Origin of the sequence: Mesorhizobium sp. BH1-1-4 (assembly GCF_020165665.1) — a bacterium.
Taxonomy (GTDB): Bacteria; Pseudomonadota; Alphaproteobacteria; order Rhizobiales; family Rhizobiaceae; genus Mesorhizobium.
The window spans coordinates 280,379-296,233 of record NZ_JAIUIN010000007.1 but is presented as its reverse complement, the minus strand read 5'-3'; the positions used below and the strand labels follow the sequence as shown (position 1 = coordinate 296,233).

14 protein-coding genes and 1 pseudogene are annotated in these 15,855 nt (G+C 62.0%); 5 read left to right on the top strand and 10 right to left on the bottom strand.

What is annotated here, in order from left to right; translation table 11 throughout:
* Positions 1 to 6: 6 nt before the first annotated feature.
* Positions 7 to 147: pseudogene (locus LB569_RS31955) on the top strand (VCBS domain-containing protein); the annotation flags it as partial.
* On the opposite strand, the gene LB569_RS31950 reads toward LB569_RS31955, so the two are convergent.
* A complete protein-coding gene (locus LB569_RS31950) occupies positions 108 to 305 on the bottom strand; it encodes a hypothetical protein (RefSeq protein ID WP_318013114.1) in 198 nt (65 codons plus the stop codon). The pseudogene LB569_RS31955 and the gene LB569_RS31950 overlap by 40 nt on opposite strands.
* Between LB569_RS31950 and LB569_RS15860 the strand changes: the two genes are divergently transcribed.
* The 3 genes from LB569_RS15860 to LB569_RS15850 all read left to right on the top strand — a co-directional run bounded on the left by LB569_RS15860 (position 280) and on the right by LB569_RS15850 (position 5,508).
* Positions 280 to 2,394, top strand: a complete 2,115-nt coding sequence (locus tag LB569_RS15860; RefSeq protein WP_224693139.1) for a beta strand repeat-containing protein — start codon at positions 280 to 282, stop codon at positions 2,392 to 2,394. The genes LB569_RS31950 and LB569_RS15860 overlap by 26 nt on opposite strands.
* Positions 2,395 to 2,456: 62 nt before the next feature.
* On the top strand, positions 2,457 to 4,151 hold the full coding sequence (locus tag LB569_RS15855) for a type I secretion system permease/ATPase (RefSeq protein ID WP_224693126.1): 1,695 nt from the start codon (positions 2,457 to 2,459) through the stop codon (positions 4,149 to 4,151).
* A 19-nt stretch (positions 4,152 to 4,170) separates the two neighbouring features.
* Positions 4,171 to 5,508 (top strand): HlyD family type I secretion periplasmic adaptor subunit, encoded by a 1,338-nt coding sequence (locus LB569_RS15850; protein ID WP_224693125.1) that lies wholly within the window; start codon positions 4,171 to 4,173, stop codon positions 5,506 to 5,508.
* A 152-nt stretch (positions 5,509 to 5,660) separates the two neighbouring features.
* Here the strand turns inward: LB569_RS15850 and LB569_RS15845 are convergent, their stop codons facing one another.
* The 9 genes from LB569_RS15845 to LB569_RS15805 form a co-directional block, all read right to left on the bottom strand.
* Positions 5,661 to 6,128, bottom strand: coding sequence for a metallophosphoesterase family protein (locus LB569_RS15845; RefSeq protein WP_224693124.1), 468 nt, complete (start codon positions 6,126 to 6,128; stop codon positions 5,661 to 5,663).
* 10 nt (positions 6,129 to 6,138) lie between these two features.
* Positions 6,139 to 7,047, bottom strand: coding sequence for an MBL fold metallo-hydrolase (locus tag LB569_RS15840; RefSeq protein WP_224693123.1), 909 nt, complete (start codon positions 7,045 to 7,047; stop codon positions 6,139 to 6,141).
* A gap of 354 nt (positions 7,048 to 7,401) precedes the next feature.
* Entirely contained in the window at positions 7,402 to 8,214 is an 813-nt protein-coding gene (locus LB569_RS15835) for an SDR family NAD(P)-dependent oxidoreductase (RefSeq protein WP_224693122.1), read from the bottom strand.
* A gap of 19 nt (positions 8,215 to 8,233) precedes the next feature.
* Positions 8,234 to 9,211 (bottom strand): sugar phosphate isomerase/epimerase family protein, encoded by a 978-nt coding sequence (locus tag LB569_RS15830; protein ID WP_224693121.1) that lies wholly within the window; start codon positions 9,209 to 9,211, stop codon positions 8,234 to 8,236.
* A gap of 29 nt (positions 9,212 to 9,240) precedes the next feature.
* Positions 9,241 to 10,008: an SDR family NAD(P)-dependent oxidoreductase gene (locus LB569_RS15825; protein ID WP_224693120.1), complete on the bottom strand. Its 768-nt coding sequence runs from the start codon at positions 10,006 to 10,008 to the stop codon at positions 9,241 to 9,243.
* 31 nt (positions 10,009 to 10,039) lie between these two features.
* The gene (locus LB569_RS15820; RefSeq protein ID WP_224693119.1) at positions 10,040 to 11,146 is read right to left on the bottom strand and encodes an ABC transporter ATP-binding protein; all 1,107 of its coding nucleotides are present in this window, start codon (positions 11,144 to 11,146) and stop codon (positions 10,040 to 10,042) included.
* 67 nt (positions 11,147 to 11,213) lie between these two features.
* Positions 11,214 to 12,119, bottom strand: coding sequence for a carbohydrate ABC transporter permease (locus LB569_RS15815; RefSeq protein WP_224693118.1), 906 nt, complete (start codon positions 12,117 to 12,119; stop codon positions 11,214 to 11,216).
* Complete coding sequence (locus LB569_RS15810) at positions 12,112 to 13,047, bottom strand: carbohydrate ABC transporter permease (protein ID WP_224538666.1); 936 nt, start codon at positions 13,045 to 13,047, stop codon at positions 12,112 to 12,114. Before LB569_RS15810 ends, LB569_RS15815 begins: the two co-directional genes overlap by 8 nt.
* 66 nt (positions 13,048 to 13,113) lie before the next feature.
* Positions 13,114 to 14,367: an ABC transporter substrate-binding protein gene (locus LB569_RS15805; protein WP_224693117.1), complete on the bottom strand. Its 1,254-nt coding sequence runs from the start codon at positions 14,365 to 14,367 to the stop codon at positions 13,114 to 13,116.
* 157 nt (positions 14,368 to 14,524) lie between these two features.
* Between LB569_RS15805 and LB569_RS15800 the strand changes: the two genes are divergently transcribed.
* Entirely contained in the window at positions 14,525 to 15,730 is a 1,206-nt protein-coding gene (locus tag LB569_RS15800; RefSeq protein WP_224693116.1) for an ROK family transcriptional regulator, read from the top strand.
* Positions 15,731 to 15,855: the final 125 nt, after the last annotated feature.

Genomic DNA, 15,855 nt, shown 5'->3' with positions numbered 1-15,855 from the left:
GGCACGCTGCATCTCAACAGCGACGGCACCTACACCTACACGCTCAACAACGCCCTGGCCTCGGTGCAGCAGTTGGCAGAAGGCGCCAGCGTCACCGACGTCTTCACCTACACCAACGCCGACAACCATGGCGGCACGTCGAGCTCCAGCCTGACGGTGACCATCAACGGCACCAATGATGCTCCAGATATACATCTTGTGGCGACAGGGACGCCGGACACAGCGTCCGCGACCCTGACAGAGACCAATGCCGGCCTGTCGAGATCGGGCACGCTGACGGTGACCGATGCCGATGTTGCCGACACTGTCAGTTCCACGGTCACAACTGTCGTGGCGTCAGGAACGACGGCTGGTCTCACTTCAAACGCGGCCCAACTTCTTGCCATGATGGCTGTTTCGCCGATATCGGGCTTGGCCGCCAATCCTGCGGACACCCACAACCTTAACTGGACCTTCAACTCCGGCACGCAGGCATTCGATTACCTTGCTGCCGGTCAGTCCCTGACGCTCACCTATACTGTCCAAAGCACCGACAATAACGGTGCGTCGGATACCCAGACCGTCACCGTCACCGTCAACGGCACGGACGAGGCGAGCAACACGCTTATCAGTACGGTCGCTGCGAGCAAGCAATCAAGCAATAACAGTCCAAGCACAGCTCAAATAACTTTCAATACCACGAGCATACATGCAAACTTCGTCGACATCACATCGGCAATCCATGTGTCGAATGCGACCAATGACGCATTCATAGTTGCTGGCAGCGGCCATTTTGATGCGACGACACAAACGTATTCGTTTGATGTAAATAAGGGTTCTGGCAACAACGGATCAACTTACAGCGTTACTATCGATGCTGGAGCGTTCTCGGATAATGCAGGTCATACAAACGCAGCCGCGACCCAAGGTGGCCTCAAGCCCGCTGGCACCTCCGGCGAGCCCATCAACCTCGCCCTCACGGACCCCTCACATGAAGGCGCACTCATCACTGTCACCGTGAAGGACGTGCCCTCCGGCTGGACCATTGACGGCGCAACCCATAACGCCGACGGAAGCTGGACGACACAGACCAACGACCTGCACGGCCTGACCGTCACCACGCCAGCCAATTTCGTGGGCGCCGCGGTGCTCGACGTGCAATTGACCTGGATCAATGCCGACGGCACCTTGGGCAGCGCGTCGATCGCCGACAATGTCGAGGCCTACGCTCCGGGATCGCCGATCTTTGCCTGGTCCGGTGACGACGTGCTGACCGGCTCTCACGGCAACGACCTCTTCGTCTTTTCGCAACCGATCGGCGCCGACACGGTGCACAATTTCGACGCGGCAGCCGACCAGATCGACCTCATCGGCTATAACGGGTTGGCAGACTTTGCCGACCTCCAGTCGCATATCGCCGACGACGCCAACGGCAATGCGGTGATCGCGCTCGGCGACGGGCAGTCGATCACGTTGGAAGGCGTGCATTCCTCAACGCTTGGCGCTGGCAATTTCGTCTTCGATCAGACGCCTGTGGTCAACAATTCAGGCACCATGACGATCGGCGACGGCGCGTTGCTGCCGCTCAGCGGCATTATCAACAACAGCGGCCTCATCTCGCTCGACTCGACCGGCGGCGATACGCTGCTGCAGGTCGTTCAGCACGGCGTCACCTTGCAGGGCGGCGGGCAGATCCTGCTGTCCGATAGCGCCGCCAACATAATCTCCGGCACCGGGCCGGACGTCACTCTGGTCAATGTCAACAACACGATCTCCGGTGCAGGCCAACTGGGCGGCGGGATGCTGAGCCTCGAAAATAGGGGGACAATCATCGCCTCGGGCTCGAACGCGCTGGTCATCGACACCGGTGGCAGCGTCGTCGTCAACTCCGGAACGCTGGAAGCGACGGGTTCCGGCGGGCTGACGATCACCGGCGGCCTGGCGAATTCAGGCATGCTCTGGGCCAATGGCGGCAACATCGTCATCCACGGCCAGGTTACCGGCGACGGCGATGCCACGATCGGCAATCTGTCGAAGCTTGAGTTCGGCGGCGCCTCGTCGACGGATGTCACCTTCGGACACGACGCTGCCGGCACGCTGCAACTCGACGATTCCTTCGATTACAGCGGACGGATCGGCGGCATCACCAATGATGACAGACTGGACCTTAGGGACATCCTGTTCGGTGCGGGAACGACGGCCGTCTATCAAGCAAACCAGGATGGCAGCGGCGGAACGCTGACCGTTTCGGATGGCACCCATGGCACCGCGTTGCATCTGGTCGGCAGCTATGATGCGAACGCCTTCAGGCTTGCCGATGACGGCCAGGGCCATACCGTCGTTTCGTATAATCCGGCGGAATTCACGCTGACCGGCATCGGCAATGGGGCGATTTCAAGCGACTTCGTGGTGTGAGCGAAAACGGCCGCCGGCTGTGGCGCTCCCTGACCTGACGAGTATCGAGTGGGGTTCTGGAAGTGGATAGCAAGTCTCGAATTGTAAAGGATGCGCTCCGGGCATGCCGCCGCTATTTCCTGCTTGCGGCGGCATTCAGCCTGGCGATCAACCTGCTTTACCTCGCCTCCCCACTCTACATGCTGCAGATCTACGACCGGGTTGTCACCAGCGGCAGCGAAACGACGCTGGTGATGCTGACCCTGGTGTTGCTGGCGGCCTTCCTTTCGCTGGCGGGTCTCGACCTGGTCCGCGCCTGGATCCTGACGCGTGCCAGCGCCCGGCTCGACCGGTTGCTCTCGGCAAAGATCCTCGCCGCGTCCGTCGAAACCCCATCGCCCGGCTCCTCGCCGAGCCAGCCGATCCGCGACTTCGATACGTTCAGGCAGGTCATCACCGGCAGCGGCATCCACGCCCTGTTCGACCTGCCGTGGTCGCCCATCTACATCGGCATCATCTTCCTGCTGCATCCTTGGCTCGGCTTCTTCGCATTGGGCTGCTCGCTGCTCTTGATCGGCATGGCCGTGCTCAACGAGTATCTCGTGCGCTCGCCGCTGAAGCAGGCCAACGAGCTGGCGACGAACAACTATAACTTCACCGAGATGAGCCTCAGGAACTCGGAAGTCGTTCGCGCCATGGGGATGATCGACGGTCTCATCCGTCGCTGGGGGCGCGACCGAAACCTGGCGCTGCGGCGCCAGGCGGAGGCAAGCGACCGTGCCGCCCTGATGTCGGGCCTCATCCGGTTTCTGCGGCTGACCATGCAATCGCTGATCCTCGGCCTCGGCGCCTATCTGGTCATCGAACGGCAGATTACCGGCGGCACCATGTTCGCGGCGAGTCTCCTGCTGGGCAGGGGGCTGCAGCCTGTCGAGCAGATCGTCGGCCTCTGGCGCAGCCTGATCCTGGCGCGGGCAGCGTTGGCAAGAGTGGAGAAGCTGGTCGACGGGGGCGCGCGGAACGAAAGAGCGTTCAACCTGCCCAAGCCCAGCGGCACGATCTCCGTCGAGCAGGTAAGCTTTGCAATTCTCAGCCAGCAGAAGGTGCTTCTGCGGGAAGTGTCGTTTCGGTTGGAGGCTGGCGAGGCGCTCGGAATCGTTGGCCCCTCCGGCGCCGGCAAGTCGACCCTGGCGCGCCACCTTGCCGGCGTCATGCAACCCAGTCGCGGCACAGTCCGGCTGGATGGCGCCGACCTGTCGCAATGGGGGCACGACGCATTAGGTGATCACATCGGCTACCTGCCGCAGGATATCGAACTTTTCTCCGATACGGTCGCCGCCAATATTGGGCGCTTCAAGACCAATGTCGACCAGGAGGTTATCGAGGCCGCGCGGCTTGCCGGCGTGCACGAGATGATCATTCGCCTGCCGCAGGGCTACGAGACTCAGATCGGCGAGGGCGGCGCCGTGCTGTCGGGAGGATATCGGCAGCGGATTGCTCTTGCCCGGGCAGTGTTTGGAACGCCGAAGCTGATCATTCTCGACGAGCCGAGCTCCAATCTCGACGCCGACGGCGACCGCGCGCTGAGCGACTGCGCGATCGAGCTCAAGCGCCGCGGCAGCACCGTGATCATCGTCTCGCATAGGCCCTCGACCTTGGCGAATGTCGACAAGATCCTGCTGTTGCGCGATGGCGCCGTCGAGGCGTTCGGCATGAGAAACGAGATCGTGGCGCTGCTCAATCAGCGCGCGGCTCCAATGGCGGTGGCAACGCAATGAGTTGTGGTCGGAGAGATCGATGAGCGACAGCGCCCTCACTTACCATAGCCTGCCCGGCGAGGCCGGCCGCGTGGCTCCGGATTCCATCCGCGTGCCCGCCTATATCGGCCTGCTGATCATAATGGGCTTTTTCGGCATTTTCGGCGGCTGGGCGGCCTTTGCCCCTCTGAACGGCGCCGTGCTCGCCGACGCCATCGTCAAGGTGGAAGGCAATCGCAAGAGCGTCCAGCACTTCGACGGCGGTACAGTGAAGGAGATCCGGGTAAAGGATGGCGACGTCGTCAGGAAGGGCGACATAATGCTGAAGCTGGACGACACCAGGATTCGGTCCGAGTTCAATCTCTATGCCCAGCAATACGCGCTGTTGCGCGCAACCGATGCCAGGATCCGTGCCGAACTGGACGGCAGCGAGGCTGTTGCCTTTCCCAAGGACATCCTCAAAGAGCACGAGGACTACCTCAAGGACGCAATGGCAAACCAGATCGCCGACCTGGAAAGCCAACGCGCCTCGATGGCCGGCGCCAGGCAGATTCTCAAGCGGCGCATCGCCGAGCTCGAGGAGCAGATGCGGGGCAAGCAGTCTCGGGTCGAATCCTACCAGGCTCAGCTTAAATCGACGATCGAGGAGAAGGCCAGCCTGTCGAAGCTGCTCAAGGCCGGTTTGACGACCCGCCCGCGCATCCTGGAACTGGAAAGGTCGGCCTCGGATTTGCAGGGCTTGATCGACGATAATCTCGGCGCCATCGGCGGCAGCCAACAGAGCAAAGCCGAACTCGAGAGCCAGATCGCACAATTGACCAACGAGCGCCGGACCAAATTGTCGGCCATGTTGATCGATACGCAATCGAACCTGTCCGATCTCATACCCAAGATGTTCGCCGCCCAAGCTGCCATGGATCGGGCCGAAGTGCGTGCGCCCTATGACGGCCAAGTGATGGATTTGAGCGTCTTCTCGATCGGTGCGATCGTGGCGCCGGGCCAGACCATCCTCGACATCGTGCCGACCGAGAATTCGCTGATCGTCCAGGCGCAGGTTCGCGTCGAGGACATATCGAACCTGCGTCCCGACATGGCCGCCGAAGTGCGTTTCACATCATACAAGCAGCGTTCGATACCCATAATTCATGGACGCGTCACCCGCATTTCGGCGGATCGCATTACCGATACCAAGACCGGCTTTCCCTATTATCTCGCGGACGTAGCGGTCGATCCGGTGGAATTGGCAGCGGCCCCGCAAATCGCGCTTTATCCGGGCATGCCGGCGTCGGTCATGATCGTTACCGAGCAACGCACGGCACTCGACTACATTTTAGGCCCGCTGGTTGTATCGTTCCACTCAGCGTTTCGCCAGAAGTGACGGAAATCCAACACGCACGCGTCGATAACTCCAGCTAACCAGTCGTGGAATATCCTTACCTCCGCATTGCGGCGCTCCTGGCCATCTGGTGAAAAATCCAGGAGACCGTCGGATATGGGCGTGGACGTATGTTAAGCGTGCGCTGAATTGGTTCAGCCGCTTACCAAGCGCCACATCGAGGGCTGCATGCTGTCGCGAGTGATGTCGATGGTCGCAAGGGTGACAGGCAGCTTAAACCGTCGTGGGCCAGCGCTGCCCGGATTCAAATAGAGCACGCCATCCACTGTCTCCATCCCTGGCACGTGCGAGTGACCGGACACGATCAAATCGATGCCCTGGACAACCGGGTTGATCTGCAGCGTCTTGAGATCATGAAGCACGTAGATTGCTCGTCCAGCGAGGCGGACGAGCTCGGTTTCCGCGTATTCCACTGCCCACCCACCGGTGTCCACGTTTCCTCTGATTGCGGTAACCGGTGCGATACCGCGAAGCGCTGCGATGATCTCAGGGCGACCGATATCTCCTCCATGAATGATGTGGTCGACCCCGGCTAGGCAGCGCACTGCCTCCGGCCTCAGCAAGCCGTGTGTGTCCGAGATGACGCCAATCCTGAATGTCATAGCTCTGCCATCAGACGGTGAGGGTGGACAAATCCGTTGCGATAAGGCTGTTCGTAAACGTCCGGACCGCTTCCGCGAGAATTTCTTCGTCGGAATAGCGGCCGGAGATGTGCGTAAGAACGAGTTGCTTTACATCACTGGTGGCTGCCAGCGATGCCGCCTCCGCAGCCGTCAGATGTCCATAGTCGCGCGCCATGGTCGCATCCCGTTCCAGGAATGTGGCTTCGATGACAAGCAGGTCTGCGCCGCCCACCCTGTCGGGCAATCCATCGGTGGTTTCGGTGTCGCCTACAATGACCAGCTTCTTGCCGGCTTCGGGTGGTCCGAGGACTGCTTCGGGAGCAATCGTCCTGCCGTCTGGGAGAGAAATTGAACGTCCTTCGGCCAAGTCCCTCCGGATCGGACCGTCTGGCACACCGAGAGCTACCAAGCGGTCCGAACGGAGGTGACGACGCGCCGGCGTCTCGAAGACGAAGCCATAGCTGTCGGTGTCGCGATGGCGAACTTGAAAGCAATCGACCGTGAACTCATCCACCTCGAACACGCGTCCGGGGACAAGCGGCACGAGTTGTAGCGGGATCGGCGCGCGTCCTTCACCCCAAAGGCCAGCGAGCATGCGGGCGACGACGTCGAGCGTGTCTGCGCTGCCATGAACGGTTACAAGGTCCTCGCTCTGCCGGAGCCGAAGCGTCGAGAACAAGCCGGGAATCCCGAGCACGTGGTCGAAATGCGCGTGTGTGAGGAGCAGGCGATCAAGTCGCCTGAATCCGGCACCACCGCGCAGAAGCTGACGCTGGGTGCCTTCCCCGCAATCGACCAGCACCCGTTGACTCCCGGCTTCAACGAGCAGCGCCGGATGATTGCGCTCGGCCGAGGGCACGCTGGCCGAGGTCCCGAGGAAGATGAGCCTGAAGGTCATGCGAGCAGTCTACATCGTGGGCAATGAGACCTCAAAGCGGGGGAGGGAGCGGTCCTGGATAGACTTCGCGTAACGGCTTCCCGTCCGATCCCAGTCATCGAAATCGGGGTTTTACCGCCTGAAAGCAGGCATCTCGGATGTTGTGCATAGCCCGCTCCAGCAGATGTGACCCGCCCAAGTTGACGGTCGTTTTGGCGGCAAGCCAGAGTGTTCAGCGACTGCCCGTCCCATGGCGACAGCACGCGCACGGCGGCCTGAAATGGTCCGCCGGCCGCGTTGCCCGCTCTCTTGCGCTGTCTGCAAGCCGACGCCGGCTTTCGATCCTGACGCGAACAGCGGCTTTGCCGCGGCCTTTCAACCTGGAAAGATCGTGAAACCACCATCGACGCGGATGACCTGGCCGTTGATGAAGCGCGCGCGCGGACCGGCGAGAAAGGCCACCGCCTCGGCGATCTCTTCCGGCTCCGCATAGCGGTTAAGCGATTTGCTGCTCGAATCCATGCGCTTCGGATCGACCACTCGGGTCGCCTGGAACCGGGCCGTCTTGGTGGCGCCGGGGCTGACCGCATTGATGCGCACGCCGTCGTCGATCAGTTCCTTGGCGAGGCAGCGCGTGTAGTGCACGACCGCGGCCTTCAACGTCGAGTAGACGACCTCGGGCGAGCAGCCGAGATGTGCCGCCGCCGACGCGATGTTGATGACGGAGCCGCCCCCGCGCTGCTTCATTGGCGGCACGAAGGCCTGGCAGACCAGCATCGTGCCGATTAGATTGTTCTCGGTGAGCACGCGGATGTCCTCGAGTTCGATGTCGAGGGCGTTGTTCGGATTCGGCTTGCCGCCCTTGGCGCCGATGTCGCCGCCGGCACAATTGACCAGCACATGCACCTCACCGAGATCGGCCTCGATCTTGCGCTTCATCTCGGCTACCGCCTTCCGGTCGCCAATGTTGCCGGTCACCGACGTCACCTTCGTCCCATGACGCTTCAGGCGCTCGACCACCTCGCCGAGATTGGCGAACTCGCCATATTTGGCCGGTGCTGTTTCGTCCATGTCGTGGATCGCGACATTGGCGCCGAGTTCCGCCAGGCGCTCGGCCATCACGCGACCCAAGCCACGGCCGGAGCCGGTTATGAAGGCGGTCAATCCATCGAGTTCACGTGTCGTCACCAGATCTTCTCCACTTTCATCAAATCAGATTGCGCATGTTGGCGGCGCTGCGCCGGATCATGTCGAGCTCATAGGAAACCAGGGACCCGTCGTCTTCGCGCTCCCAAGGGGTGCGGTAGTCCGCATCGTCGGGTAGCCGATTGCGCTGCGCGGCGCGCAGGCAGGCGGCAAAGTCGCGTGCCGTCTTCGGCGGATAGCCATGCCACCAGTCGTCGCTGAGAAAGCGGACATGCCTCGCCTCCAACGCGCCCGGTTCCAGGACGGCGGTCATGCGATCGTGGTGTTCAGCAAGAATCGCCAACAGCTCGGCAAACGGCACTGCTCCATCGCCGACGGCACAACGGATCAGCCGGTAGCCTTCGGGCGTGAACTGCACGCGGTAATCCTTCAGGTGGATATGGCGGACATAAGGTGCGATCCGCCTGACAAAATCGAGCGGCGCTTCGCCGACCGGGAATGTGTTGCCGGTGTCGAAGGTGACGCCGACGCCTTCGCCGCCGAGCGCGCAGAAATCGGCGAGTTCTTGGCTGGTGAAGTCCTGGTGGTTTTCGATCGCAAGGACATGGCCTTCGGCAATCGCGCGGGGACCCCATTCTCTCAATCTGTCTCGAATAATACCGACGAACTCGCCCCATTTCTCGCCAGCGGCATTACGGTCGCCACACAGAACCGGCGTCAGCGCGGTTCGGATGACTTTGGCCCGCAGCAGGCGTGCGGCCCGGAATGCCTCGTCGAGCGGTTCGCCGACCAAAAGACCGCCGCTGACGATCGGTGTGATGCCGAGGCCGGCGAGCCTTTCGCGCAGTTCGATCACCGCGTCGTCGGAAAGCTCGGTCAGCCACGGCACCCAGATCTCGAGAACCCGCGCGCCGAGTTCGGTCGCCAGCGCGATGAACCCTTCGAGCCCCGCCGGCCTCGGATTGGCGCGTGGCGTGCCGCGGCCCTGCAGGCCGAGGTGATAGGTCAGACCGTAGGGGTTGAGGCCGACCTCGATCATGGGGCGATCCTTTGAAGGGAGTTTTGCGGTCATCGCAGGCCGGCATCCACGGTGATCGACTGCTTGGTGATCATGCGGCTGTCGTCGGCGGCGAGGAACAGCACCGTCCGGGCGATCTCGTCGCCCAGCAGAATTTGGCGGATCAGCTGGCGCTGCACGACCTGGTCGACCGACGCCTCCGTCTTGTACCAGAGCTGCCTCTGCCGGTCGGTGATGACAGCGCCCGGCTCGATGGCATTGACGCGGATGTTGTCAGGGCCAAACGCCCGCGCCAACGCGAATGTCAACCCGACCACCGCAGCCTTGGCCGTCGCATAGGGCGCCATCTCGGCCGCGCCGAAGCGCCAGGCGATCGAGGAAAAATTGACGATCGAACCAAAGCCCAACTCCTTCATGTGCGGATGCACGGCCTGGGCGGCAAAGAAGTGGTGCCGGAGGTTCACGTCCTGGGCATGGTCCCAGTACTCCTGCGTCACGCCGGCGACTGGGTGGCGATTGTCGTCGCCGGCATTGTTGACCAGAACCGCGACGGTTCCGAGGCGGTCGCGCACCGTGCCGATCGCCGCCTGGAGCGCGGGAATATCGGTCACGTCGCAGCGGATGAATAACGGCTTGTGCGCTGCCGTGGCGCCGACTTCTCGTGCGAGTTCTTCGCCGGCCTCCTGCCGCAGATCGAGAAACGCGACGCGTGCGCCATTGGCGGCGAAGGCGCGAACCGTGTCGGCGCCGATGCCAGACGCGCCGCCGGTAATCAGCACCACGCGGTCGGCCAGGCTCGGATAGGTGGCAAAGGGCAAATTCGGAACTCTCTTCAGATCAGGGGTCGGGTCAGATCAGGCGTTGGGTTGTCGGGTCGAACAGGCACGCACGCGCCATGTCGACGCCGAGTGTCACCGTCTCACCCATCCGGGGCGTGCCGTCGGGGTCGAAACGACCGGTAATTTCCTTGGCGCCCAGGCGCAGAACGGCCATGGTCTCCGCACCCGTTGGTTCGACCAGTTCGACCACGGCATTGATTTGAGCGATGCTTGGCTTGCGACGCTGAAGATCGGGATCAAACCGGTAGATGTGCTCCGGCCGTATGCCGAGCAAGAGCTGTCGCGGCGTATCGGAGGCTAGCGTCTGGACGATCGGTAGGCTGGCCGTCTTGCCGTCGGCGGCCTGCAAGGCGACGGCGGGGCGCCCGTCTTGTTCGCTCAGTTCGGCCGGCAAAAAATTCATCGCCGGCGAGCCCATGAAGCCCGCGACGAACATATTGGCCGGACGGTTGTAGATCGTGGCCGGCTCGTCGAATTGCTGGACCGAGCCCTGGTTCATCACGGCGATGCGTGAAGCCAGTGTCATCGCCTCGACCTGGTCGTGGGTGACGTAAACCGTCGTCTTGCCGACGCGGTGATGCAGCTTCTTGATTTCGGTGCGCATGTCGACGCGCAGCTTGGCGTCGAGATTGGAAAGCGGCTCGTCGAACAGGAACAGTTTCGGATCACGCACCAGCGCCCGGCCCATGGCGACGCGCTGGCGCTGGCCGCCCGAAAGTTGTCCGGGCTTGCGCCCAAGCAGCGGTTCGATCTGCAGGAAAGCTGCAACGCGCTTGACGGCCTCGTCCTGCTGCGACTTCGGTACGCGGCGGCTTTCCATGCCGAAGGTGATGTTCTCGCGCACCGTCATCGTCGGGTAAAGGGCGTAGGACTGGAACACCATGGCGATGTCGCGGTCCTTCGGAGCAACCGAATTGACCAGCCGGCCGTCGATGCGGATCTCGCCGGAGGTGACAGATTCCAGCCCGGCGATCATCGCGAGCAAGGTCGACTTGCCGCAGCCGGACGGTCCTACCAGCGCGATGAACTCACCGTTCTGCGCCTCGAGATCGATGCCCTTCAGCACCTCGACCGCGCCGTAGTTCTTGCGCAGGGATCGGATGGTCAATGTCGACATGCGATGCCTTTCTTGGCGGTCGGGGCGATCGGCGACATGCGACAGGCTGCGCTCACTTGATCGCACCTCACTTGATCGCACCCTGGGTCAGGCCGCGGACGAAATACTTGCCGCCGAAAAGATAGATCAGCAGCGGTGGCAGCGCGCCGATCAGCACCGCGGCGCTCATGACATCGTAGGCGCGTACATTCGTGCCGCTTGCCGTCAGCGCGACGAGTGCGGCCGTGATCGGCTGTTGCTGCCCGGAGGTGAAGACGACACCGAACAGATATTCGTTCCAGATGCCGGTGAACTGCCAGATCACCGTGACGATCAGGATCGGTGAGGAGAGCGGGAGAATGATCTTGCGGAAGATGCGCCAGAAGCCCGCACCGTCGATGCGTGCCGCCTTGATCAGATCGTCGGGGATGCTGACGTAGTAGTTGCGGCAGAACAGGGTGGTGAACGAAATGCCCTGGATGACGTGAATGACGATGAGCCCGTAGGTCGAATTGCTGAGCCCCAGATTGCCGAGGATGAACGCCCAGGGCATCAACGAAATCTGGCCCGGAATGAAGACGCCGAGCAGCATGCAGGTGAACAACGCTTCCGAACCCTTGAAGCGCCATTTCGACAAGATATAGCCGTTCATCGCGCCGACCACCGTCGAGATGATCGTCGCCGGGATCGTCATTTTCAGGGAGTTGTAGAAGTTGCGCTGCATGCCCTCGCAGGTGCCGCCGATGCAATAGGTGCTCCAGGCCTGGCCCCAGGCTTCGAGGCGGAAGCTGCGTGGCAGCGAGATCAACCCGTTGCGCGCGATTTCTTGCTGATCGCGGAATGAATTCAGCACCACGACCAACAACGGGACCAGGTAGATCGCCGCGAAGATGACCAGCAGCCCATAGATGACGAAGCGGGTGAGGAAGTGCCTGCGTGCCGCGGCTGTGGCAGCGTGATGGTCCTGCGCCTGGTCCAGCGAAACGTCAGCCATGGCCGGCTTCCTTGCGCCGGCGCCAGACCACCCAGAACGAATAGGGCACAAGCACCACGGCAAGAGCGGCAAGCATCATGATGGCCGCCGCGGCGCCTTCGCCGATCTGGCCGCGTTGGAACATCAGGTCATAGACGTAAATGGCGGGGAAGGTGGTCGAGATACCCGGCCCCCCTTTGGTGAGGGCCGCCACGAGGTCGAAGGTCTTGATGGCGAATTGGATCTGGATGACGGCGACCGCCAGGAAGATCGGCGCAATCGTCGGCAGAAGCACTTTGCGATAGATGCGGAAGGTCGATGCGCCGTCGATCTGCGCGGCCTTGACGAGGTCCGAATCCACCGAGCGCAGCCCCGCCAGGAAGAGCGCCATGGCAAAGCCCGACGACTGCCAGACACCGGTGATGATCACCGCATAGATTGCATAGTGTCGGTCGCTGGCGAGTGCGAAACTGAAATTCGTCCAGCCCAATCCGCGCACCATCGCCTGGATACCGTCGGTCGGGTTGTAAAGCCAACTCCAGACCGTACCGGTGACGATGAAGGAGACGGCCAGCGGATAGAGAAAGATTGTGCGCCAGACCGCTTCCGCGCGCACACGCTGGTCGATCAGGATCGCCAGCAGCAGTCCCACCGCCATCGAACCGACAATGTAGAAACCGCTGAAGAGAAAGAGGTTGTTGTAAGCGATGTTCCAGCGCCGGTTCGCCCACAGGGACGCGTAGTTGTCCAGGCCGACGAAGCCGTAGGTCGGGAGTAGCGAGGAGTCCGAGAGGGAGATGTAGAGCGTCCAGCCCGTGAATACGAAGACGTAGACGAAGCTCGCCACAAGCGAGGGGCCGAGCACCAGCAAGGGCATCGCCGAGCCCAGCCGCTCTCGCCAGGGGCGGGCGGGCGCCGGGGTCGATAGGATCAGGTCGTGATTTGACATTTGCGGCGCGGGACTGGGATCGAGGATGGCCGGGCGCGGATAGAATTTGCGCCCGGCCGTTCCCGTCTACTTCTGTGCTTCGGCCGCGTCGGCCATCGCATTGGCGCCGTCCTCGGGTGACATGTCGGGAGTCGCCACGAACTCCGTGATGGCGTCCATGATCGCGCCGCGCATCTTCTGCGGGATGGTCATATTGTGCGCCATCGAGCGGACCAGCGTGCCGTCCTTGATCGAGGCCTGCAGATCCTTCTGCGAGAGCTGCTGGCACGGATTGAATCCGTTCGAAAGATCGATATCAAGTCGCGCGGGGATCGAGCCCTTGGCCTGGTTGAAGACCGTCTGGAAGTCCGGCGACAGAATCAGGCTGGCAAGCAGCTTCTGGCCGTCGATGTACTCCTGTTCCTTTTGCTTGAAGAACACGACCGAGTCCGAGTTGAGGATGAAGCCGGGTTTGCCCCAATCGGTCGGTGCCTGGGCGCAGACATAGTCCGTGCCTTCCTTGAAGCCGGCGGCGGTCAGCAGGCCGATCGTCCAGTCGCCCATGATGTGGAAGGCCGCGTCGCCCTTGCCCACGAGCGCCGACATAGAATCCCAGTCGCGGCCAACCATGCCCGGATCCATGTACTTGGTTGTCATCAGGCGCATCTGCTGGAAAGCCTTGACCATCCCGGGGCTGCGCATGGATTCGACATCGCCCTCGACGAAGGCCTTGCGATAAAGATCGATGTCCTGGCCGTAGAGCACGACCTCGAACACCGTCGAATCCGTCCAGTCGGCGGTCGAATGCGAGATGCAGATCTTGCCGGAGGCGACGATCTTGTCGCAGGCTGCATTGAATTCGGCCCAGGTCTTGGGCATTTCCTTCACACCGGCGGCCTGCATGACCTTCGGCGAGGCCCAGAGCCAGTTGATGCGGTGGATGTTCATGGGGGCGGCGACCCATTTGCCTGTCGGCTTCATCACCGGAAGCAATTCCGGCGCGACCACTTTCTCCCATCCTTCCGAAGCCGCCAGCTCGTCGAGATCAGCGGTCATGCCGGTCTTGTTCCACTCGGCGATTTCCGGACCTTTCAACTGCACGGCGGGTGGGGCATTGCCGGCGATCACGTCGGCGCGCAGCTTGGCCAGCGTATTGGCTGTGTGACCGGCGATCGAGGTCTGTTCCCACTTGCCGCCCTTGGCGGTGAACATCTCGCCGAGCTTGGCGATCGCCTGGGCGTCCGATCCAGTCGCCCATTGGTGCAGCAGGTTCGTCTTGGGCTCGGCGAAGGCTGCCCCGGCGGCAAAGGTGCACGCAAGAGCGGCCGCGAGGGCGGTCATGAAGCATTTCATAGTTTCACTCCCATATGGTGTTGCACGGTTCGTATCGACCGCTTATGGCCGCGGTTTGAGGCCGCCGCCGGCGAGATGCGTTAATCTCGAGTTCTTTCGAAGATGACATATTGGAGCTATCAGTCAACGATGTTTATGTTGGTCCATGACAAAACCCTCGCTTAGAGCCTGGCTGATCGACAGGCCGTCCGCATCGCCGGAGAGCATGATCGTGCGCTGCCTGAGCGAGCGCGGCGCCCTCTCGGCGTCGCAGATCGCACGCGTCACCGGCCTGGCGCGCTCGACGGTCTCAACCGCGCTCAATGGCTTGAGAACATCGGGCATGGTGATCGACACCCCGACCAGTCGCGAGGGGATCAGGGCTATCGGCAGGCCAGCCGCGGCCGTGACGCTCAATCCGACGGCGGGTACCTGCGTCGGAATTCACCTGGGACTTCACGAGATGCGGCTGATCGTTGCCGATGTCTCGCATTCCGTCATCGTCGAACAAACTATCCCCATGGCACTGGACTACCAACCGCAACAGGCGGCCCAGATGGTCAAATCGGCAATTGCGCAATCTTACGAGGAAAATGGTCTGCCGGTGGCGGGGCTCCTGGGGGTTGGGATTTCCGTCTCTGGTCCTGTCAGCCGCGATGGAATGGTCCTGCGCGCGAGCATCGTTCCAACATGGGCCGGCGTCAACATACCAGATGTGTTCGGACCCATCCTGGAGCAGCCCATCTTCGCCGACAACGAGAGCAATTGCTCGGCCATTGCGGAACTGATGTGGGGTGCGGCAGTCGGCCATGACGATTTCGTGCTGTTCAAGATCGATCTGGGGGTCGGTGGCGCCATTGTCCAGAATGGCCGGCTGGTCACGGGCATTGCCGGCGGCGCCGGCGAATTCGGGCACATCAGCATCGATCCTGGCGGCGATCTTTGTCGGTGCGGCAATCGCGGATGCCTGGAACTCTATGCGAGTTTTGCCCGGCCGCTGGAACAGATTTCGCGTGTTGTGCGGCGGCAGGTCACCATGGACGATGTCATCATGATGGCCAGGGAGGGCGACGTAAGGGCGTTGCGGATGATCGAGGACACCGCCGAGATCGCCGGCCGGGGTCTCGGCTTGATCGGCTCGGTGCTCAATCCGCCGCTCATCATCATCGGGGGCCAGATGGCGTTGGCGGGCGACATTCTGTTGACGCCGCTGATCGCGTCCTATGAACGCCACACGCTCATCAAGTCCCGCGATATCGCTCCGGCGCTTCGCACGCGCATAATCGTTGGCAAGCACACCGAGAACGATGCATTGCTAGGCGCGGTCGGCCTCGTCCTGAGACACCAGACGAAGGAACTGTCGCTCGGCTGATCGGATTGGGTCACGTCGCGACAGCGGACCTTGGAGATTGATGGTTCGGTATTGTTCTTCCCTGACGACGCACGGGACCCACTGCTCCGATATTCGTACTGTGTTCTCGTGCGCCATTGGCACCA